Annotated in this window: 22 protein-coding genes; 11 read left to right on the top strand and 11 right to left on the bottom strand. The window is 70.9% G+C overall.

The window, feature by feature from the left end:
• Positions 1–21: 21 nt before the first annotated feature.
• The gene (locus tag J2Y46_RS04220) at positions 22–498 is read right to left on the bottom strand and encodes a hypothetical protein (RefSeq protein WP_045301874.1); all 477 of its coding nucleotides are present in this window, start codon (positions 496–498) and stop codon (positions 22–24) included.
• On the bottom strand, positions 495–1,382 hold the full coding sequence (locus tag J2Y46_RS04215) for a LysR family transcriptional regulator (RefSeq protein ID WP_310240426.1): 888 nt from the start codon (positions 1,380–1,382) through the stop codon (positions 495–497). Before J2Y46_RS04215 ends, J2Y46_RS04220 begins: the two co-directional genes overlap by 4 nt.
• Positions 1,383–1,494: 112 nt before the next feature.
• Here J2Y46_RS04215 and J2Y46_RS04210 point away from each other — a divergent pair, with 112 nt between their 5' ends.
• Positions 1,495–2,430: an aldo/keto reductase gene (locus J2Y46_RS04210; RefSeq protein WP_310240424.1), complete on the top strand. Its 936-nt coding sequence runs from the start codon at positions 1,495–1,497 to the stop codon at positions 2,428–2,430.
• A gap of 103 nt (positions 2,431–2,533) precedes the next feature.
• Here the strand turns inward: J2Y46_RS04210 and J2Y46_RS04205 are convergent, their stop codons facing one another.
• Positions 2,534–3,346: a shikimate 5-dehydrogenase gene (locus J2Y46_RS04205; RefSeq protein WP_045301869.1), complete on the bottom strand. Its 813-nt coding sequence runs from the start codon at positions 3,344–3,346 to the stop codon at positions 2,534–2,536.
• 94 nt (positions 3,347–3,440) lie between these two features.
• Between J2Y46_RS04205 and J2Y46_RS04200 the strand changes: the two genes are divergently transcribed.
• Positions 3,441–3,896, top strand: a complete 456-nt coding sequence (locus J2Y46_RS04200; RefSeq protein WP_310240423.1) for a GyrI-like domain-containing protein — start codon at positions 3,441–3,443, stop codon at positions 3,894–3,896.
• A gap of 57 nt (positions 3,897–3,953) precedes the next feature.
• On the opposite strand, the gene J2Y46_RS04195 is transcribed toward J2Y46_RS04200, so the two are convergent.
• Entirely contained in the window at positions 3,954–4,640 is a 687-nt protein-coding gene (locus J2Y46_RS04195; protein ID WP_310240422.1) for a type 1 glutamine amidotransferase domain-containing protein, read from the bottom strand.
• 118 nt (positions 4,641–4,758) lie between these two features.
• On the opposite strand from J2Y46_RS04195, the gene J2Y46_RS04190 reads away from it, so the two are divergent.
• Positions 4,759–5,658, top strand: coding sequence for a LysR family transcriptional regulator (locus J2Y46_RS04190; RefSeq protein WP_045301865.1), 900 nt, complete (start codon positions 4,759–4,761; stop codon positions 5,656–5,658).
• A 58-nt stretch (positions 5,659–5,716) separates the two neighbouring features.
• On the opposite strand, the gene J2Y46_RS04185 is transcribed toward J2Y46_RS04190, so the two are convergent.
• Both J2Y46_RS04185 and J2Y46_RS04180 read right to left on the bottom strand, forming a co-directional pair.
• On the bottom strand, positions 5,717–5,896 hold the full coding sequence (locus J2Y46_RS04185) for a CsbD family protein (protein WP_045301863.1): 180 nt from the start codon (positions 5,894–5,896) through the stop codon (positions 5,717–5,719).
• A gap of 41 nt (positions 5,897–5,937) precedes the next feature.
• Positions 5,938–6,747, bottom strand: a complete 810-nt coding sequence (locus J2Y46_RS04180) for a YrzE family protein (protein ID WP_157005664.1) — start codon at positions 6,745–6,747, stop codon at positions 5,938–5,940.
• 160 nt (positions 6,748–6,907) lie between these two features.
• Here J2Y46_RS04180 and J2Y46_RS04175 point away from each other — a divergent pair, with 160 nt between their 5' ends.
• Both J2Y46_RS04175 and J2Y46_RS04170 read left to right on the top strand, forming a co-directional pair.
• The gene (locus tag J2Y46_RS04175) at positions 6,908–7,720 is read left to right on the top strand and encodes an alpha/beta fold hydrolase (RefSeq protein ID WP_045301861.1); all 813 of its coding nucleotides are present in this window, start codon (positions 6,908–6,910) and stop codon (positions 7,718–7,720) included.
• The gene (locus J2Y46_RS04170) at positions 7,717–8,025 is read left to right on the top strand and encodes a SelT/SelW/SelH family protein (RefSeq protein WP_045301859.1); all 309 of its coding nucleotides are present in this window, start codon (positions 7,717–7,719) and stop codon (positions 8,023–8,025) included. The genes J2Y46_RS04175 and J2Y46_RS04170 overlap by 4 nt, the downstream gene beginning before the upstream one ends.
• A gap of 77 nt (positions 8,026–8,102) precedes the next feature.
• On the opposite strand, the gene J2Y46_RS04165 is transcribed toward J2Y46_RS04170, so the two are convergent.
• Together J2Y46_RS04165 and J2Y46_RS04160 are read right to left on the bottom strand one after the other, a co-directional pair.
• Positions 8,103–8,540 carry a hypothetical protein gene (locus J2Y46_RS04165; RefSeq protein WP_310240415.1) on the bottom strand — a complete coding sequence of 146 codons (438 nt, stop codon included), beginning with the start codon at positions 8,538–8,540 and terminating at the stop codon, positions 8,103–8,105.
• Positions 8,541–8,753: 213 nt separating this feature from the next.
• Positions 8,754–9,188, bottom strand: coding sequence for an Lrp/AsnC family transcriptional regulator (locus J2Y46_RS04160; RefSeq protein ID WP_310240413.1), 435 nt, complete (start codon positions 9,186–9,188; stop codon positions 8,754–8,756).
• A 125-nt stretch (positions 9,189–9,313) separates the two neighbouring features.
• On the opposite strand from J2Y46_RS04160, the gene J2Y46_RS04155 reads away from it, so the two are divergent.
• The 3 genes from J2Y46_RS04155 (at position 9,314) to J2Y46_RS04145 (ending at position 11,857) form a co-directional block, all read left to right on the top strand.
• Positions 9,314–10,690, top strand: a complete 1,377-nt coding sequence (locus J2Y46_RS04155) for an aminotransferase class V-fold PLP-dependent enzyme (protein WP_045301855.1) — start codon at positions 9,314–9,316, stop codon at positions 10,688–10,690.
• A gap of 97 nt (positions 10,691–10,787) precedes the next feature.
• Positions 10,788–11,516: an acyl-CoA synthetase gene (locus tag J2Y46_RS04150; protein WP_310240411.1), complete on the top strand. Its 729-nt coding sequence runs from the start codon at positions 10,788–10,790 to the stop codon at positions 11,514–11,516.
• The gene (locus J2Y46_RS04145) at positions 11,513–11,857 is read left to right on the top strand and encodes a hypothetical protein (protein ID WP_045301851.1); all 345 of its coding nucleotides are present in this window, start codon (positions 11,513–11,515) and stop codon (positions 11,855–11,857) included. The genes J2Y46_RS04150 and J2Y46_RS04145 overlap by 4 nt, the downstream gene beginning before the upstream one ends.
• 78 nt (positions 11,858–11,935) lie before the next feature.
• Here the strand turns inward: J2Y46_RS04145 and purB are convergent, their stop codons facing one another.
• The gene (gene purB, locus J2Y46_RS04140; RefSeq protein WP_310240410.1) at positions 11,936–13,318 is read right to left on the bottom strand and encodes an adenylosuccinate lyase; all 1,383 of its coding nucleotides are present in this window, start codon (positions 13,316–13,318) and stop codon (positions 11,936–11,938) included.
• A 47-nt stretch (positions 13,319–13,365) separates the two neighbouring features.
• Positions 13,366–13,869 (bottom strand): low molecular weight protein-tyrosine-phosphatase, encoded by a 504-nt coding sequence (locus J2Y46_RS04135; RefSeq protein WP_045301847.1) that lies wholly within the window; start codon positions 13,867–13,869, stop codon positions 13,366–13,368.
• Positions 13,870–14,032: 163 nt separating this feature from the next.
• Between J2Y46_RS04135 and J2Y46_RS04130 the strand changes: the two genes are divergently transcribed.
• From J2Y46_RS04130 to J2Y46_RS04120, 3 genes are all read left to right on the top strand, one after another.
• Entirely contained in the window at positions 14,033–16,651 is a 2,619-nt protein-coding gene (locus J2Y46_RS04130; protein ID WP_310240408.1) for an ExeM/NucH family extracellular endonuclease, read from the top strand.
• Positions 16,652–16,790: 139 nt separating this feature from the next.
• Positions 16,791–17,093, top strand: a complete 303-nt coding sequence (locus J2Y46_RS04125; protein ID WP_245619646.1) for a hypothetical protein — start codon at positions 16,791–16,793, stop codon at positions 17,091–17,093.
• Positions 17,090–18,592 carry a hypothetical protein gene (locus J2Y46_RS04120; protein WP_310240406.1) on the top strand — a complete coding sequence of 501 codons (1,503 nt, stop codon included), beginning with the start codon at positions 17,090–17,092 and terminating at the stop codon, positions 18,590–18,592. Before J2Y46_RS04125 ends, J2Y46_RS04120 begins: the two co-directional genes overlap by 4 nt.
• Position 18,593: 1 nt before the next feature.
• On the opposite strand, the gene J2Y46_RS04115 is transcribed toward J2Y46_RS04120, so the two are convergent.
• Entirely contained in the window at positions 18,594–18,983 is a 390-nt protein-coding gene (locus J2Y46_RS04115) for a phage holin family protein (protein WP_045301844.1), read from the bottom strand.
• Positions 18,984–19,084 lie beyond the last annotated feature (101 nt).

Genomic DNA, 19,084 nt, shown 5'->3' with positions numbered 1-19,084 from the left:
CAGCGCCCGGAGCCGTCGCGGTCAGAGCGCGCCCAGCAGCGCCGCGAGCGGCGGCGGCACGCGATCGAGCGGCACCGCCTCCGCGAGCAGGCGCGCGTAGCGCGCCTTGTTGCCGCTGCGGCCGCCGAAGAAGCGCGCGAGTTGCGCCTCGACCGGGCGTTCGCGCTGGAACGGCTGGCGCTGCAGACTCCGGAACGACTCGAGCTCGCCCTGGTCGTCGATCACCGCCTCTACCCCGGCGACGCCCAGTGCGCGCACGAACTCGGCCTCGAGGTCGGGGTCGCACACGAACACCGTGTCGAGCACCCGCTCGAAGTCGTTCCGCTCCCCCACGTCGACGAGACCGACGAGCGGCACGCCGATGAGCTCCCCGGCCGCGCGGCGGGCACCCTTCGAGCCGCCCACGACGCGGACCTCCGGCATCCGGATCCCCATCCGCGCCGCGAGCGTCTCCAGGGCGATCCGATCGCTCTCGCCTTCGACCAGCACGACGGTCATGCGGCCTCGGCTTCGGCACGCTCCTCGTCGAGGATCTCCAGCAGGCGCGGCGCGAGAGAGGCGGTGCCCGCGATGAGTGTCGACACGATCCACTCCGGTGCGCCGGAGGGGACAGGCAGGGCGACCAGGCCCCTCGCCTGGGGCTTGTTCGCGACGTGCTGCGGCACGATCGCGACGCCGAGCCCGCGCGCGACGAGGTCGAGCAGCGTGTGGACGTCGTCGACGCTGCAGCGTACCCGCCGCTCGACGCCGTGCCGCTGGAACGCGTCGTCGTTGATCGTCCGCAGCGCCCACGCCGGCCGGAAGTCCACGAAGTCGGCGTCGCGGAGGTCTCGCCAGCGCGACACCGGACGCTCGGCCAGGGGGTGGGCGGGCGGGAGGATGAGCACGAGAGGGATCCGAGCGAGCTCGGCCACGGCCGGCAGCGGGGTGGGGTCTGCGCTGGCGACGAAGGCGACGTCCAGCTCGCCGGCCGCGACATGGTCGACCAGCTGATGCGAACCCGCCTGCACGAACTGGATGTCGACGGCGGGGTGGCGGCGATGGAACCGCTCGAGGAGCAGGTTCACGTCGAGGGCCCCCAGGCACTGCTCGGCACCGATGCGCAGCGAGCCGGCGAGCTGGTGCGACGCGCGGACGACGGCATCCCGCCCGGCGGCCGTCTGGGCGAGGATCTCGCGGGCATGCGGCAGGAGCGCGAGCGCGGCCGGCGTGGGCTCGACCGAGCGCGTGGTCCGTTCGAACAGCTTCGCGTCGAGCTCGTGCTCGAGGCGGCGGATCGCCGCCGACAGCCCGGACTGCGACACGCGGCATCGCTCGGCAGCGCGGGTGAAATGTCGCTCCTCAGCGAGGGTGACCAAGTACTCCAGCTGGCGGTGCTCCATGGGGTATCCATTCGCTTGGATTCTCAATCGCAGAATATACAGTTGTTGGACTTCTTTGTGCGCGGTGCCTAACGTGGACGCGGCAGTACTGACCCGACGCGAGAGCGGACCCATGAAGACCATCGAACTCACCGGCGTCGAGCGTCCGGCACCCAACGTGGTGCTCGGCCTCATGCGCATCCAGGATCTCGACGACGACGCGGTGCGCACGCTCATCCGCACCGCGCGCGACGCGGGCATCGACTTCTTCGACCACGCCGACATCTACGGCAGCGCCCTCCACGGCTGCGAGCTCCGCTTCGCCGAGGCGATGCGGCTCTCGGCGTCCGAGCGCGCCCAGATCACCATCCAGACCAAGGCCGGCATCGTGGGCGACGGACCGTACTTCGACTTCTCGTACGAGCACATCGTCGAGTCGGTTCACGGGTCGCTCCGCGCGCTCGACACCGACTACATCGACATCCTGCTGCTGCACCGGCCCGACGCGCTGGTCGAGCCCGACGAGGTCGCGCGGGCGTTCGACGAGCTCGAGGCCGCGGGCAAGGTGCGGGCGTTCGGCGTCTCGAACCACACCCCGCGCCAGATCGATCTGCTGAAGAAATCGGTGCGCCAGCCCATCGTCGCGAACCAGATCCAGCTGTCGATCACCCACTCCCCGACCATCGCGCAGGGCGTCGCCGCCAACATGCAGGGCGAGGAGCAGTCCCTCACGCTCGACGGCGGGGGGATCATCGACTACTGCCGCCTGCACGACATCGCGGTGCAGGCGTGGTCGCCGTTCCAGGCGGGATTCTTCACCGGTGTGTTCCTCGACTCGCCCGACCACCCCGAGCTCAACGCCGTGATCGGCCGGCTGGCTGCGACCTACGACGTGCCGCCGATCGCGATCGCCGTGGCGTGGATCACCCGGCACCCTGCGCGCATGCAGGTCGTGCTCGGAACGACGAACCCCGAGCGCGTGAGCGGCGCCGCCGAGGGCTCCGACATCCCGCTCACCCGCGCCGAGTGGTACGAGCTGTTCCGCGCCGCGGGCTACCGCGTGCCCTGACCCTGCCCCGGGCTCTTCGGGCCGAGGCGTATCCGCCGAGGCCGAGGACGGTGTCCTCGGTCTCGGCCGGAATCCCCTGGATCGCGAACCAGCGCGGGCCGACTTACTGCCGCGAGAACTCCGATGCGCGACGGATCTGGTCGAGCGTCGGCGTGACGCCGGTGTAGCGCTCGAACTGCCGGGCCGCCTGCAGCGCGATCACCTCGGCACCCGTGATGACCGGGATGCCGCCGCTGCGCGCCGCCTGGATCAGCGGCGTCTCGGCGGGGTAGGCGACGACGTCGAACACGGTCTGCGCCGCGTCGACGTGCTCCTGTGAGAACGACAGGACGTCGGCGTCGGCACCGGCCATGCCGAGCGGGGTGACGTTGACCAGCACCGCGTGCCCCGGCGCCGGGTCGGTCGTGGTGCTGCGGTAGCCGTACTTCGCGGCGATCTGCGCCCCGGCCTCGGCGTTGCGTGCGACCACGGTGACATCGTCGAAGCCCGCACCGCGGAAGGCGGCGACGACCGCCTTGCCCATGCCGCCCGATCCGCGCACCAGCACGGGGAGCGCGGGGTCGACGGCGTGCCGCTCGAGCAGCTCCGCGACCGCCTCGTAGTCGGTGTTCGACGCGACGAGGCGCCCGCCGTCGTTGACGATCGTGTTGATGGACTCGATCGCCGCGGCGGAGGGCTCGATCTCGTCGACGAGCGGGATCACGGCCTCTTTGAACGGCATCGACACGGAGCAGCCGCGGATGCCGAGCGCCCGCACCCCGCCGATCGCCGCCTCGATGTCGTTCGTCGTGAACGCCTTGTAGATGAAGTTCAGCCCGAGCTCGTCGTACAGGAAGTTGTGGAACCTGGTGCCGATGTTGGACGGGCGTGCGGCCAGGGAGATGCAGAGGACCATGTCCTTGTTCAGAATGGGCACGGTGCCATTGTGCCCCGCCGATGTCCGACCCCAGGGCGACGATGCGGGAGGCGAGACGTACGCGCCGCCACCGACCCTCGAAGGAGAGCACAGGATGACCGCCATCGAATACCGCCGGCTCGAGCCCGTCACCGTCTATGCGGCATCGGGCGTGGCGCCGGGCAGCGACGGCGTGCCCGCCGTGATCGACCGCATCCTGCCGCCCCTGCACGACGCCCTCGAGGGCGCGGGCGTCGAGTACCGCGAGCCCGGCACGTTCTGGTACGAGCCGCTCGACGGCGGCGACCTGCGCGTGTGGGTCTCGTGGGTCGCGGGGGACGAGCCGGTGGCGGGCGACGGCTGGCAGGTCGTGGAGCTGCCCGCAGCCGAGCGTGCTGCCGTCACCACCTATCGGGGCGAGATGAGCGGCATCGCCGACGCGTGGGGCGCGTTCATGCAGGCGGTCGCGGCAGACGGCGTCGAGTTCGACGGCCCGTGCCGTGAGGTGTACCTCCAGGCCGACGGTCCGCAGTCCACATGGGTGACCGAGCTGCAGCAGCCCGTCGTCTGACCCTCGCCCCGCCGCGGAGACGGATGCCGCTGGCCGCGGCATCCGTCTCCCTCGGCGTCAGCGAGCGGAGAGCACCTCGACGAGGCGCCGGGCCGTGGCCACGCTCGACTGCGGGTTCTGTCCGCTCACGAGGGAGCCGTCGACGACGACCGTGACCGACCACGGCTCACCCGACGCGACGACGGCGCCGAGGTCGCGCAACCGCGATTCCACGAGGTACGGCGAGGCATCCTTGAGGCCGCCCTGGTGCTCCTCCTCGTCGGTGAAGACGGCGAGCCGGCGCCCGGCGAAGGCGAACGAGCCGTCCTCACGCACCGCGCTCAAGAGGCCGGCCGGACCATGGCACAGCACGCCGACCACCGCGTCGCGGTCGACCGCGTCGACGAGGAGCCGTCCGAGGTCGGCATCGGCCGCGAGGTCCACCATCGGTCCGTGCCCGCCCGGCAGCGCGATCGCGTCGTACTCGCCGGTCTTCACGTCGGCGAGGGCGCGAGGGTGCGCGAGCAGGGCGTCGATCGACGCGAGGTAGGCGCGCAGCTCGTCCGAGGACTCCTCGCCGAGGCTGCCGGGGTCGACCGTGGGGCGTACGCCGCCCGGAGTCGCGATATCGACGGCGTGGCCCGCTGCGACGAGCCCGCGGTGCAGCTCGATGAGCTCCTCCGCCCAGAATCCGGTCGGGTGCGCGGTGCCGTCGGTGAGCGCGATGGTGTCGGCGCCAGTGACCGCCATGAGTACGTGTGCCATGTCTTCTCCGTTCAGGTGGGCGCTCCGTGCGAGCCGCTGCGGGAAGGAACGAGGCATCCATCGCCATCATTTCCTGCAATGCTGTTGAGCCATAGATTTCTTGATGGATGGATGCCGCATGCAAGAGCTCGATCTGCTGCACACGTTCCTCGAGGTCCACCGGGCGGGCTCGATCACCGCCGCCGCGGCGCGGCTGGGAGTCAGCCAGCCGTCGGTGAGCGAACGGATCGCCCGGCTCGAGGGCGAGCTCGGCACTGCCCTGTTCACACGCTCGGCACGTGGAGCCACCCCGACGCCCGCCGGCGACGCCCTCGCGGTCCGCGTGGCCGGGCCAGTCGACCGCCTGCGCGAGGTGTGGGTCGCGCCCGCCCCCGGCCCCGCAGAGACGGTGCGGGTCGGAGGTGCGAGCGACGTCGTCGCGTCGAGGGTCATCCCCGCGCTGGCGCCGCTGACGGGCGAGGGCGTGAGCCTCGCGTTCACGCTGGGCCTCGCCCACGACCTGCTCGCACGCCTGGCGGACGGTGAGCTCGACGTCGTGGTGTCGTCGGTGCGGACGCCGGTGCGCGGCATCCGTTATCGCGGTCTCGTGGACGAGGAGTTCGTGCTCGTGGGGTCACCGGCGCTCGCCCGGACGATCGACCGCACGCGCCTCGCCGCCGAACCGGCGGGGGCACTTCAGCACCTGCCCCTCGTGGCCTACGACACCGACCTCTCGATCGTGCGCAGGTACTGGCGCAGCCAGTTCGGGCATCGACCCGCCAATCCCGTGGCTGTCACGGTGCCCGACCTGCGGGGTGTGCTCGCCGCGGTTGTGGCGGGAGCCGGCGTCTCGGCGCTGCCCCGCTACCTCGCCGAGCCCGCCATCGGCGCCGGCACCGTCGAGGTGCTGCACCGTTCCGACGAAGCGCCGATCAACACCCTGCACCTCGCGATCCGAGCCGCCGACCCCCCGACGCCCGCCGCCGGCCGTGTCATCGACGCGCTGACCGAGCGGGCGCGAGACTGGGACGTGTTCTGAGCGTGCGCACGACGACGCCCCGGGTCCGCCGGGAACCCGGGGCATCGTCGTCGGCAGGTCACCGGTCGCCGGTGAATGCGTCCTTGATGTCGTCGCCGGCCTTCTTCATCTTGGCGCTGGCCTGATCCGCCACGCCCTCGGCCTGCAGCTTCTCGTTGTCGGTCGCGTCGCCGACCTTCTCCTTCACCTTGCCCTTCATGTCTTCGGCGTTGTGCTTGATGTCGTCATCCAGACCCATGGCGGATCCCCTTCTCTTCGTTGTCTTTCATAGGGCGAGGCTCAGGAGCGGGTGCGATCCATGCGGTCCACACCGTCCAGTCCGACGCGGTCGACGCGGCGGTGGTAGCTCATGCCGGCCATCCCGCCCAAGACCGCGGCGACGAGAGTGATCACGGCGGCGCCGATGGCGGTGAGTATTCCGGTGAGCGTGGCCGTGTCGGCGGTCACCGGGATGCGCGGGAAGATGTCGACGTTCGCGAGGATGTCCCACTGGCTGCCGGCGATCAGCGTGATCACCGCGACGACGATCGCGATGAGGATCGCCCACAGCCACACCGCGAAGCCCTGCTTGGCGCCGCTGAACCGCGCCATGCGGCCGGCGACGTAGCCACCGGCGAAGTAGGCGATGAACAGCACGGCGGCGATGGCGATCGCGCCGATGATCGTCGCCGCGCCGACGTTGCCGGTCGCGGCTTCGGCGGCGTCGTCGACCGCCTGAGGCGAGGTGAGGCCGGTGGCAGCGCCGATCGCGGCGACCACGGCGGTCAGCGCGACGAGTGCGCCCAGTGCCGTGAGCCAGCCGAAGAAGGCGCTGCCGAACTTGATCCCTCCGAAGCGCTCGCGCTCGCGCCCGACGACGACGTCGCGCAACGACGCCTCGCGGGTATCGGTGACGCTGTCGATGTCGCGCCCGCGACGCGCCTCTTGCACGTCGGGCACTCCGTCGCGGTCGGCGTCGACCCGAGGGTCCTGGGTGAGAGGACGGGTGCGGTCGGCATCGGGGTAGCGGGTCAGATCGCGATCACGATCCAGGTCCCCGTCGGTGCTCCGCGGGTCCGTCGTGCGGTAGTCGCGGTTGTCGGTGCTCATGACGTGAAGGTATGCGGAGCACGCACTGACACTCAGCCCGGTTGATATCCGGTGCGGTGCGAGGTAACCTGTGCAACTTTCCGCCCGGGCGGAAGGGATTGGCGACCGTTGTCCGGGTTGCCGTGCGGGGCCGCTCGCGGGGCAGGAGCAGAATGGCGATATGGATGCCGTCGCCCCGATCCCGCGTACCGAGATGCCGCCGCCGAGCTACATCATGTCGGCCGAGGGCTATCAGCTCGCGACGTACGCCTGGGGCGAATCCGACGCCGACACCGTCCTGTGCGTGCACGGGTTCGCGTCGAGCTGCCGCGACAACTGGGTCGAGACCGGCTGGGTGCGCATGCTCACCAGCGCCGGATATCGCGTCATCGGCGTCGACCAGCGCGGCCACGGCGCGAGTGACAAGCCGGATGATCCCGTCGCATACTCGATGAGCGCGTTCGTCGGCGACCTGATCGCCGTGCTCGACACCTACCTCGTCGACGCCGTCCGCTACGTCGGCTACTCGCTCGGGGCCCGTGTCGGCTGGCAGCTCGCGGTCGACGCCCCGGAGCACGTGAGCCGTGCCGTGCTGGGCGGAATCCCGGACGGGCGTCCGCTCGGCCGACTGCGCATCGAGCAGGCCAGGGCGTATGCCGAGGAGGGCATACCCGTCGAGGATCCTGTCACCCAGAACTACGTGAAGCTCGCCGAGCGGGTGCCCGACAACGACCTCCGCGCGCTCATCGCGCTGGCCGAGGGGATGCGGTTCGGCGACGCCGACCCCGACCCGGAGCGACCCCCGCGCCAGCCGGTGCTGTTCGCGACCGGCACCGAGGACGCGATCCTCGAGCGCTCGCGGACCCTCGCGGCGACCGCGCCGAACGGCCGTTTCATCGAGATCCCGGGGCGCCATCACTTCAACGCCCCGGGCTCACGCGCCTTCCGCGATGCGGCCGCGGAGTTCCTGAAGGCGGACGGGACGGGCGCATGAGCCATCACATCCGCGTCGTCTACTGCACCCAGTGCGCATGGATGCTCCGTGCGGCATGGGTCGCGCAGGAGCTCCTCACCACCTTCCAGGACGAGCTCATGGGTGGCGGCGCCACGCTCGAGCCGGGCACCGGCGGGATCTTCGAGGTGTACGCCGACGACGGGCTCGTCTGGTCACGCAAGGCCGACGGCGGCTTCCCCGACATCGTCGTGCTGAAGCGCCGCGTGCGCGACCGCATCGCTCCCGACCGCGCGCTCGGCCACGCCGATCGCGCCGCCGCGAGGCCGACCGACCCCGACCGCTGAAGCGTGCACGACCGCGGGGCGCAGCATCCGCATCGATGACGGATGCTGCGCCCCGCGGTGCGTCGGGCGCGGTGGGTTCAGGCCACGGCGGCCGCGACGAGCTCGGTGATCTTCTTCTCGACGGCGGGGGTCCAGGCGAGCACCGCGAAGCCCGTCGACCAGAAGTCGCCGTCGTCGAGGTGGGCGGTCTCGTCGAACTGGATGGTCGCGTAGCGGGTCTTGAACTTCGAGGCCGGCTGCGTGAAGACGACGACCTTTCCGGCCGCGTTCGCGTAGGCGGGGAACCCGTAGTACGTCTTGGGCACGAGGTCGGGGGCGACCTCGCCGACCACCTTGTGCAGGCCCTCCGCGATCTCCCTGTCCGTGCCGTCGAGCTTGCCGATCGCCTCGAGGACCTGCTTCGTCCCCGCTTCGCGGCTCTTGCCCGCCTTGGCCTGGTCGCGCAGCTCCTTCGCGCGATTCTTGACCGCCTCGCGCTCCTCCTGGGACAGTCCGTCGGATGCCGTCTTCGCCATGATGCTCTCCTCACGCTCGTGGGCGCCTTCGCGTCCCGTGATCCTCACGCTACCGAGGCGCTCTGGACGGTGCTTCTCCATTCCTGCTCGATCGGGCCGGGTTCGTCGAGTGCCGCGGCGGCGTCCACGACCGCTCGACGGTGTCGAGCGTGCACGGGCATCCGCCGGCCGCTCTTCCGGTCGCGCCCGGGCGCGATCGTCCCGCTGCCGACGTCAGGCGACGGCCGAGCTCAGCAGGATGCTCGTCTCGCTGTCGCGCACGCCTGCCGTGCTGCGGATCGCGGCAAGGGCGCCGTCGAGGTCGCCGAGGCTCCCGCAGCTGAGCTCGGCCACGAGATCCCAGCGGCCGTTGGTCGTGTGGAGCGCCGCGATCTGAGGGATGCCGCGCAGCTGGCGGATCGCATCGCGCGCGTCGTGCCCCTCGACGGCGACCAACGTGATCGCGCGCACGGCCGAGTCGCTCGCGACATCGTGGAGACGCACCGAGAAGCCGGCGATCACGCCGGAATCGACGAGGCGCTCGATCCGCTTGTTCACCGTCGTGCGGGTGACGCCGAGCCGCTCCGACAGGCGCACCACCGACTCCCGGCCGTTGGCGCGCAGCAGCGAGATCAGGCGTCGGTCGAGATCGTCCAGGGGAGCCACCATGAACAGAATGTACGTGAACGGTGAGCAGAGTGCGTACCCCGTTGCCGAATTGACGCGAGATGCTGATTGAAAGGCGCAGTCCCACGCGCATAGCCTGGCGAGGCCACCCTCTGGAAGGACTCACCGTGACCGCGCCCGACGACATGCATCGCATCTCCCCCGACACCCGTCACACCGTCGAGGACGTGCTCGAGTACGCGCGGCGCCGGGCCCTGTACGAGGATGTGCCGCTCGACAAGCCGATGAGCCCGCGCGACCTGGAGCGCCTGGCGTCCGGCTCGATCACCCCGGAGGGCATCGGCTCGCGGCGCGCGATCGCCCTCTTCGAGAACGTCCTCGCCCCGGCGTGCGTGTCGACGGACCACCCCGGGTACCTCTCGTTCATCCCCTCGGCGCCGAGCAAGGCTTCGCTCGCGTTCGACGTCGTGGTGTCGGCATCCGCCATCTACGGAGGCTCGTGGGTCGAGGGCGCCGGCGCGGTGTTCGCCGAGAACGAGGTGCTGCACTGGCTCGCGAAGGAGTTCGGTCTGCCGGCGGGGGCGGGCGGCGTGTTCGTGCAGGGCGGCACGATCGGCAACCTCTCAGCCCTCGTGACGGCTCGGGATGCTGCCCGCCGCCGCGCGGCGGACGAGGGGCGCCAGACCCCGCCCCGGTGGGTCATCGTGTGCAGCGCCGAGGCCCACTCGTCGATCGCGTCGGCCGCGGCGGTCATGGACGTCGACGTCGCGACGGCTGAGGTCGATGCGAACGGTCGCCTGCACGGCGACGCCGTGGCGCGCGTGCTCGACGACCACGGCGACGCGGTGTTCGCGGTGGTCGCCACGGGCGGCACGACCAACTTCGGCATCGTCGACGACATCGCCAGCGTCGGGGCCGTCGCGCGCGAGCGCGGCATCTGGTTCCACGTCGACGGCGCGTACGGTCTCGCGGCGATGCTCGTCGAGAGCATGCGGCCCGTCTTCGCGGGCGTCGAGCTCGCCGACTCGGTCATCGTCGACCCGCACAAGTGGCTGTTCGCGCCCTTCGACGCGTGCGCGCTCATCTACCGGGAACCCGCCCTGGCGCTGTCAGCCCACACCCAGAAGGCCGAGTACCTCGACACCCTCACCGGCAAGCCGGACTGGAACCCGTCCGACCTCGCCATCCAGCTCACCCGCCGGGCCCGAGGCCTGCCGATGTGGTTCTCGCTCGCGACCCACGGCACCGACCAGTACCGCGCCACGATCGAGTACGGCATCGACCTCGCGCGCCGCATCGCCGACGAGATCGAGTCGCGCGAGGGCCTCTCGCTCGTGCGCGACCCGCAGCTGTCGGTCGTGGTGTTCCGCCGCGAGGGCTGGACGCTCGCCGACTACGAGGCGTGGTCGAGCCACCTGCTCGAGGAGCAGCACGCCTTCGTCGTGCCGAGCTCCCACGCCGGCGAGCCCGTGCTGCGGTTCGCGATCATCTCGCCGCTGACGACGTTCGAGCTGCTGACCGCGATCCTCGACACCCTGGACTGAGGCCGCCGACGGGCGCCCGGAAGCTCCCAGCCGCCACGCACGTAGACTGGAGGCATCCGTTCTCATTCCTGAGAACCCGCCGCTCCGCAGGATCACCGTGACCTCAGCCGATTCCCGCACGTTCGCCGTGCGCCACGTGCAGCTCGCACGCGCCGCGTTCGCAGCGCTCGCGGCGCTCATGATCACGTTCTCGCCCGACCACTCCGCCCTGGTCGGCAGCTCGGTGTTCAGCGGCTTCACGATCGCGACCGGCCTCGTGCTGCTGCTCGCGGTGTGGCTGGTCTATCCGAAGGGTCTCCGCTGGCCATCGGCCGCGCTCGGCGGCGTCGCCATCGTCGCCGGCATGGCGAGCGGCCTCTACCCGCTGCGCACCGTCACCGGATACTTCGTCATCGTGATCGCGTGGGCGCTCATCAGCGGCGTCATCGAGCTCATCGCCGGCTGGCGCGGCCTCCTCGGTCGTCGCGAGCGGCGCGAGATCGCGCCCGGTGTCGCCGACGCACGGCCCGCCGCGCTCGTCGGTCCGCGCGCCGAGAGCCGCGATGCGGCCGTCGTCGGCGCCCTGACGATCCTCCTCGGCATCGCGCTCCTGTTCGTGCAGCCGGCGTATGCGCTGGACTACACGATCGAAGAGGCCCACGCGACGTTCACCCTCACCGGCATCACGATCGGCGTCGGCCTCTTCGGCGGCTACGCCGCGATCGTCGCCGTGTACCTCGGCATCGCGGGCTTCTCGCCGCGCCCCCCGGACGACGCCGGGGCCCCCGACTTCACGGCGGAGGCGTCCGCGTCCGCCGATCCCACCCCGCAGAAGGACTCCGCGTGAGCCACGAAAGCCCCACCCGCCGCGACCTCATGAAGCCCCTCCAGCTGCTCGGGCTCGCCTTCGCGGCCGCCCTGTTCGCGGGCATCGTGACGCTCGTGTCGATGGGCTTCTTCCAGCAGCGCGCCGCAGGCGAGGCCGAGCGCGCGGTCGTCACGGCGCTCGTCATCGCCGGCATCAGCTTCATCGCGGTGCTGCTGATCGTGTCGCTGCTGCTCCTGGCCGTGGACCCCGCGCAGGTGACGAAGCAGATCGACAAGCCGGTGCTCTTCGACGAGAAGCCCGACGAGCCCGAGCAGGGCGAGAACCCGGATGCCGCCGCATCCGGGAACCCGAAGGCCTGAGGTCCGCGCGCACGGCTGTACCTAGCCCGGCCCCGGGGGTCTCTCCGCAGAATCGGGGTCTCGCGGCAGAGGTGCGGTTCAGCCCAGCTCGTCGACCAGCTGCGAGGCGAGGCCGTCGTAGGTCGCCGGGGTGAGGGTGAGGAGGCGCTGCTTCGCCTCGTCGCCGATGTCGAGGCCGCGCACGAACTCCGCGAGCTCGGGCGCGCCCACGCGGCGGCCTCGGGTGAGGTCCTTGAGGAGCGCGTACGGGTCGCTGATCTGCGAGCGCCCGGCCGCGATCTCGGCGCGCACCACCGTCTGGATGGCCTCGGCGAGCACTTCCCAGTTCTGGTCGAGGTCGGCCAGCAGCACATCCTCGGCGAGCGAGATCTCTTTGAGGCCGCGCTGGAGGTTGTCGAGCGCGAGCAGCGAGTGCCCGAACGCGACACCGATGTTGCGCTGCGTCGTCGAGTCGGTGAGGTCGCGCTGCAGGCGGCTCGTGACGAGCGTCTGCGAGAGGGTCCCGAGCAGGCCGCCCGAGATCTCGAGGTTCGCCTCGGCGTTCTCGAATCGGATGGGGTTGATCTTGTGCGGCATCGTCGACGAGCCGGTGGCGCCGGCCACCGGGATCTGGGTGAAGTAGCCGATCGAGATGTAGGTCCAGATGTCGGTCGCGAGGTTGTGCAGGATGCCGCCGGCGTGACGCACGCGGTCGTACAGCTCGACCTGCCAGTCGTGCGACTCGATCTGGGTCGTGAGGATGTTGAAATCGAGCCCCAGGCCCTCGATGAACGCGCGCGAGACCTCGGGCCAGTCCACGTCGGGCGCGGCCGACAGGTGCGCCGACCACGTGCCGGTGGCGCCCGAGAACTTCGCGAGGTACTCGCCGCCCTCGATCTGGTCGGCGACGCGGGCGAGACGCCAGGCGAACACGCCGAGCTCCTTGCCCATGGTCGAGGGCGTCGCCGGCTGGCCGTGCGTGCGCGAGAGCATCGCGGCGTCACGGTGGTTCACCGCGAGCTCGGTGAGCGCGGCGATGACGGCGCGCAGCTTCGGCAGCCACACGCGCTGCACGGCGCGCTGCACGGTGAGGGCGTACGACGTCGAGTTGATGTCCTCGCTCGTGCACGCGAAGTGCGTGAGCTCGGCGATCGCGTCGAGGCCGAGCGTCGACAGGCGGTCGCGCACCAGGTACTCGACGGCCTTCACGTCGTGACGGGTCACCGACTCCTTCTCGGCGAGCCAGTCGATCTCGGCCTGCCCGAACTCGAGGTAGAGCGCCCGCAGGCGCTCCTTGTCGGCGTCGGCGAGCGGCGAGGTGCCGAACAGCGAGCGGTCCGTGAGGGCGATGAGCCACTCCGCCTCGACCTCGACGCGGGCGCGGTTCAGGCCCGCCTCCGAGAGGTACTCGCCCAGCTCCCCGACGGCGGGGCGGTAGCGCCCGTCGAGGGGGCTGAGCGGCTGAGGAGGCAGAGAGGTCATGGGGGCTCCCGTCGGTATCGCCGAGGACGACCGTCGATCCGGTGTCTTCACACCGGGCGGATGGCGGGTTCGAGTTGCCGGAAGAGCGCCCGGCTCGCGCTCTCGATCATACCGAGCACCTCGTCGAACATTCCGGGGCCCGCGTAGTACGGGTCCGGGACGTCGAGCGTGCGGGCTGTGGGATCGAAGGCCAGCAGCAGGGCGATCTTGTCGGCGTCGCCCTCGGTCCGGGCCCATCCGCGCAGGATCCGCTCGTGGCTGCGATCCAGCGCGACCACGAGGTCGCTGCGCGCGAAGTCCGAGTGCGTGAACTGCCGCGCGCGGTGGTGCGAGCCGTCGTAGCCGGCGCGCTCCAGCGCCTCGATCGTGCGGAGGTCGGCCTGCTCGCCGACGTGCCAGTCGCCGGTGCCGGCACTCGTCGAGGCGACGCGCGCACCGAGGCCCGAGGCATCCGCGAATCCCCGGAACACCACCTCCGCCATCGGCGAGCGGCAGATGTTCCCCGTGCACACGAACACGACGCGGAAGGGCGTCGCGTCGGTCGCGGTCATGGGTTCCATTCTGGACCGAGCGGACACCGAACGTTAAGGAGTTCTCCTCTCAGGGTCTTCCGATGACGGATGCTGCTCGCCTAGCTTGTGACGAACGGGCGGCGACCAGGCCGCCCTTTCCCCATGCGCGGTCCACAGACCGCCGTCATCCCGTGGAGGTCTCGTGTCCCCAGCACCCCGTCCCATCGCCGCTGCGATCGCAGCCGCGGCGCTCGCCGCGGGAGGAGTCGTGGCTTTCGCCGCGCCCGCGGCCGCAGCATCCGGTGATCTGTTCATCAGCGAGTACGTCGAAGGCTCCTCGAACAACAAGGCCATCGAGATCTACAACCCCGGCACGACGGCGGTCGACCTCGCCGCGACCGGATACAAGCTGCAGCAGTACTCCAACGGCAGCCCCACCGTCAGCCTTACGATCAACCTCACCGGCAGCGTCGCCCCCGGGGATGTCTACGTGTTCTCGCACGCGCTCGCCAACGCGGCCATCCTGGCCCAGGCGGACCAGTCGGCGAACCTCGGTCTCTTCAACGGCAATGACGCCGTCGCGCTGGTCAAGGGCACCGAGATCGTCGACCTCATCGGTCAGATCGGTGTCGACCCCGGTTCCCAGTGGGGCACCGGGCTCGCGTCGACGATGGACAACACGCTGCGCCGCAATGCGAACATCGTGCAGGGCGACACGAACGGCTCGGACCCGTTCGATCCCGCAGTCGAGTGGACCGGCTACGCCAGCGACACCTTCGACGGCCTCGGCTGGCACCTGACGCCCCCCGACCCCGATCCCGGCCCCGTGGCGGACTGCGCAGCGACTCCGCTGGCGATCGGGTCCGTCCAGGGCTACGGTGCGGCGTCGTCGATCCAGGGACAGGACGTGCTGATCGAGGGCGTCGTCGTGGGCGACTTCCAGACCGGCGGATTCGACGGGTACTACGTGCAGGACGCGGGTGACGGCGACGCTGCGACCTCGGACGGCATCTTCGTGTACGCGCCGGGCGGGGCGCCGGTGAACGTCGGCGACAGCGTCAGCGTCGCGGGCGAGGTCGCGGAGTTCTTCGGTCTCACGCAGGTCGTGGCCGCGGACGTCGAGGTGTGTGCGACCGGGCAGTCGCTGCCCGCGGCGACGCCGCTCAGCCTGCCGGCGACGACCGCGCAGCGCGAGGCGCTCGAGGGCATGTACGTGACGCTTCCGCAGAACCTCGCGATCGGCGAGACGTTCGAGTACGGCCGCTTCGGCACGATCACCCTCACCAACGGTCGCCTCGACACCCCCACCGCGGTCGTGGAGCCGGGGGCGGCCGCCAACGCGCTCGCCGCCGCCAACGTCGAGAACAGCATCACGCTGGACGACGGCCGCGGCACCCAGAACCCCGACCCGGCAATCCATCCGGACGGCGCGGTCTTCACGCTCGACCACTCGTTCCGCAGCGGCGACCTCGTCCAGAACGCCACCGGCATCCTGGACTACCGCTTCGACACGTGGGGCGTGCAGCCGACCGAAGGTGCCGACTTCACCGTGGCCAACGCGCGGACGGGCGTGCCCGACGTCGGCGGCGACCTGAAGATCTCGAGCTTCAACGTGCTGAACTACTTCACCTCGATCGACCCGACGCCGACCAACTCGAACGACGACGACTACTACCGTGGCGCCGACACCCAGGAGGAGTTCCTGCGCCAGCAGACGAAGATCGTCGAGGCGCTCGCGGCGATCGACGCGGACGTGTTCGGCCTGCTCGAGATCGAGAACAACGGCACGGCCGTCCAGGCGCTGGCCGACGCGCTGAACGCGAAGGTGGGTGCGGGCACGTACGTGCCGGTCACCACCGGCGTGATCGGCACGGACGCGATCACCACGGCTGTCATCTACAAGCCGTCGACGGTCACCCCCGTCGGGACGTACCAGCTGATGACGAGCGCGGTCGACCCGACCTGGTCGGACGCGCGGCACCGCCCGGCGGTCACCCAGCGGTTCGCGTCGACGGAGACGGGCGAGGAGTTCGTGCTGTCGGTCAACCACCTGAAGTCGAAGGGCTCGGCGTGCGCCGAGAGCCCCGACCTCGGTGACGGCCAGGGCAACTGCAGCGCGTCGCGCACGGCGGCCGCCACGGCTCTCACGAAGTGGCTCAACGAGACGGTGGCTCCCGACGGTCGTGCGATCGTCATCGGCGACCTGAACTCGTACGACCACGAGGACTCGATCGACGCGTTCGTCGCGGGCGGCTTCACCGACCTGGAGAAGCAGTTCAACGGCGAGCACGCGTACTCGTACGTCTTCGACGGCCAGCTGGGCTACCTCGACTACGCACTCGCGCAGCCGGCCCTCACCGCGGACGTGTCGGGAGTCTCGTCGTGGCACATCAACTCCGACGAGCCGAGCCTGATCGACTACGACATGTCGTTCAAGCTCCCGGCCCAGGACGCGCTCTATGCACCTGACGCATACCGCTCGAGTGACCACGACCCCGTGATCGTCGGGCTCGACCTGACGCCGCCGGACACGACGGATCCGACCATCGAGGTGACGGCGGACCCGGAGCTGATCTGGCCGCCGAACAACAAGATGCGCACGGTGCAGTTCTCGATCGACGCGGCCGATGATCGCGGCGACGTGACCGTCGAACTCACCGACGTGAGCGTCTCGGGCGCGAAGGCGTCGTGGACCCAGGTCGACGACGACACGTTCACGGTCAAGGCCGTGAAGGGCGCCGTCTATCGCTTCACCTGGACGGCGACGGATGCTGCGGGCAACACCGGGGCCGACACGGTCGAGGTGGTCGTGGGCAAGTAGCCCGCGATCGCTCCGCCCTCAGGGGCGTCGTTCCGAAAGGAGCGGCGCCCCTCCTCCACATCCGGGGTGCGGCCCTGCGCCGTGAACAGATCGTCGCGCGGGCGGTCGCGGGAACGTCCCTTCCCGCGACGATCGACGGGTGACACTGCTTGAACCGGCCGCCGACGCGGCGTCTCACCAGCTGGCCCAGGTCGCGCGCGAGCTGGCGCGGATCATCGAGCGGATCACGGACGCCGCGCTCGTCGCCCGCGGACTCGCCGACGCCGTCGACTGGCAGGCGAAGGCCGCGACAGCGTTCCACGATCGGGCGACGCGGTGGGCCGGTGATGTGTCCGGCCTCGCGTGCCTGGCCGAGACGGCCCGGTACGACGTCTCCCGTGCGCAGGACCGCGCCGCGTTCGCGGGTTCCTTCCCCGGCCTCTTCCCGGGGGCGCGGCGATGAGCGACACGAAGCCCGGCCCGAACCTCCTCGATCCGGAGCTGGCGCCGGAGGTGGGGCGGCTCGGCCCGAACGAGGGCGCCGTCGGCCTCCTCGCCGAGCGCTGGCCGCGCGTCGACGACGGCCTTCAGATCCGCGGCGGGGGTGCGGTCGCGGTCGACACCGCGACGCTCTCGGCAGCGGCGGTCCGCTTCGACACCGCGCGGGAGGAGCTCACCGCGATCGGCGAGCGACTGCGTGCACTCCGCGCCGAGCTGGGGGCGCACCCGGAGTACACCGCCGATGCCCGGGGCGCAGCATCCGTGCTCGCCGCGAACCTCGAGGCGGTGCGGGCCGAGGCCGACGAGATCGCCGGCGCGCTGCGGGAAGCCGGCTGGGCGTACGAGATGGTGGAGATCGAGGCGGCGCACCGGGCCGCCGTTCTCGCGGGCGACACCGACCGCGCGCAACGGCTCGACGCCCGCATGACCGCCCTCGTCGACGCGCACCCCGATGCGTGGCGCATCGCACTCGGCGCCCAGTTCGAGCGCGCCGTCATGTGGCCGTCGGAGCTCGTCCGCCAGGCCACGCAGTGGGGCGTGGTCGTCGGCGGCGAGGTCAGCGATCCCGGTTCGATCGTGGCCGGCGCCGCCGCCGGGCTGCTCACGCTCGGCGGCGCCGCCGTCGTCGGGGTCGCGGGTGCCGGGAGGCTGTCGCGCGACGCGCGGCTTTCGGGCACGGCGGGTCCGGTCACGGTGGCTCCGGTCGTCGCCGGCCCACCGGCGGGCGCGACCTCAGCCGGCGTCGCCGCGTCCCGGCCGTCTCGGTCGCCCGCATCGGTCGCGCCGCAGAGCCTCGTGGCGGTGACCGAGCGGATGCCGGGGGCCGGTGACTCGCGGGTGCGCATCGAGCGGTACGCGATGCCGGACGGGTCGCGGCAGTTCGCCGTGTACATCGCGGGCATGCAGTCGTTCGGCGCGGGCGGCGAAGAGCCGTGGGACAACGCATCCAACGTGGAGCTGTACGCGGGCAGGACGTCGGACTCCTACGCGGCGACCCGGGCCGCCCTCGACCAGGCGGGCGTGGAGCCCGGCGACACCGTGCACGTGTTCGGGTTCTCGCAGGGGGCGATGATCGCCGGGCATCTGGCGCTGGAAGGCGGCTACGACACGCGGACGCTGGTCTCGATCGGGTCGCCCGTCGACACCGACGTCGGATCGGGCACCCTCAGCGTGACGCTCCGGCACACCGACGACCCGGTCGCCGGGCTCGCCGGCGGTGGCCACGCCGCCGCGGTCGGCGCGGCGGGGAGCTTCGTCGCGGAACGCGTCTTCGATCCCGACGTCGGCACCGACGAGCCCCGGCTGCCCGCCCACCGGCTCAACGCCTACGCCGAGACGGCGGCTCTGGTCGATGCCTCGACCGACCCGCGGGTCGACGCCTTGCGAGACGTCTTCGCCGATCTCGCGCGCGCCGAATCGGTCGAGGTGACCGAGTTCTCGGCGACCCGGGGTGAGGGGTGAGTCAGTCCTTGCGCGGGCGGATGATGATGCCGACGACCCAGTTGATCAGGGTGATGATGATCGCGGCGACCACACCCCACCAGAAGTCCTCGACCCGCAGGCCCCAGTTCCAGAAGCTCGTGAACCACGCGGTGAGCCAGAGCAGGAACGCGTTGATGAGGAGGCCGATGAGACCCAGCGTCAGGATGTAGAGCGGGAACGCCAGCACCTTGATGACCGTGCCGATGATCGTGTTCACGAGCGCGAAGATCGCGGCGACGATCAGCAGCGTCAGGATCAGCTGGAGCGTCTCGCCCGGTGGGAACGGGATGACCGAGACCTGGAGCGCCGGGATCAGGGTGACGACCCAGATCGCGAAGGCGTTGATGACCACGCGGATGAGGAAGCCCATAGTCCGCCCAGTCTTCCACGCCCCTGCCCACGACCGATAGGAGCCACACCGGGCTGTGCGGCGCCCCTGCATGGGAGGCGCGACTGATTCCCCGCTCGTAG

This window comes from Microbacterium sp. BE35, from assembly GCF_031457705.1.
GTDB lineage: Bacteria > Actinomycetota > Actinomycetes > Actinomycetales > Microbacteriaceae > Microbacterium > Microbacterium trichothecenolyticum.
Note: the sequence above shows the minus strand (reverse complement) of the source record. Positions and strands in the feature narration are given on the sequence as shown.

Excerpts from the sequence above, each read along its gene's own strand:
- J2Y46_RS04190 (WP_045301865.1), top strand. The coding sequence starts at position 4,759 with ATGCAAGAGCTCGATCTGCTGCACACGTTCCTCGAGGTCCACCGGGCG.
- J2Y46_RS04160 (WP_310240413.1), bottom strand. The coding sequence starts at position 9,188 with ATGGTGGCTCCCCTGGACGATCTCGACCGACGCCTGATCTCGCTGCTG.
- J2Y46_RS04135 (WP_045301847.1), bottom strand. The coding sequence starts at position 13,869 with ATGACCGCGACCGACGCGACGCCCTTCCGCGTCGTGTTCGTGTGCACG.
- J2Y46_RS04165 (WP_310240415.1), bottom strand. The coding sequence starts at position 8,540 with ATGGCGAAGACGGCATCCGACGGACTGTCCCAGGAGGAGCGCGAGGCG.
- J2Y46_RS04195 (WP_310240422.1), bottom strand. The coding sequence starts at position 4,640 with ATGGCACACGTACTCATGGCGGTCACTGGCGCCGACACCATCGCGCTC.
- J2Y46_RS04215 (WP_310240426.1), bottom strand. The coding sequence starts at position 1,382 with ATGGAGCACCGCCAGCTGGAGTACTTGGTCACCCTCGCTGAGGAGCGA.
- J2Y46_RS04120 (WP_310240406.1), top strand. The coding sequence starts at position 17,090 with ATGAGCGACACGAAGCCCGGCCCGAACCTCCTCGATCCGGAGCTGGCG.
- J2Y46_RS04210 (WP_310240424.1), top strand. The coding sequence starts at position 1,495 with ATGAAGACCATCGAACTCACCGGCGTCGAGCGTCCGGCACCCAACGTG.
- J2Y46_RS04170 (WP_045301859.1), top strand. The coding sequence starts at position 7,717 with ATGAGCCATCACATCCGCGTCGTCTACTGCACCCAGTGCGCATGGATG.
- J2Y46_RS04180 (WP_157005664.1), bottom strand. The coding sequence starts at position 6,747 with ATGAGCACCGACAACCGCGACTACCGCACGACGGACCCGCGGAGCACC.
- J2Y46_RS04115 (WP_045301844.1), bottom strand. The coding sequence starts at position 18,983 with ATGGGCTTCCTCATCCGCGTGGTCATCAACGCCTTCGCGATCTGGGTC.
- J2Y46_RS04220 (WP_045301874.1), bottom strand. The coding sequence starts at position 498 with ATGACCGTCGTGCTGGTCGAAGGCGAGAGCGATCGGATCGCCCTGGAG.
- purB (WP_310240410.1), bottom strand. The coding sequence starts at position 13,318 with ATGACCTCTCTGCCTCCTCAGCCGCTCAGCCCCCTCGACGGGCGCTAC.
- J2Y46_RS04185 (WP_045301863.1), bottom strand. The coding sequence starts at position 5,896 with ATGGGTCTGGATGACGACATCAAGCACAACGCCGAAGACATGAAGGGC.
- J2Y46_RS04200 (WP_310240423.1), top strand. The coding sequence starts at position 3,441 with ATGACCGCCATCGAATACCGCCGGCTCGAGCCCGTCACCGTCTATGCG.
- J2Y46_RS04175 (WP_045301861.1), top strand. The coding sequence starts at position 6,908 with ATGGATGCCGTCGCCCCGATCCCGCGTACCGAGATGCCGCCGCCGAGC.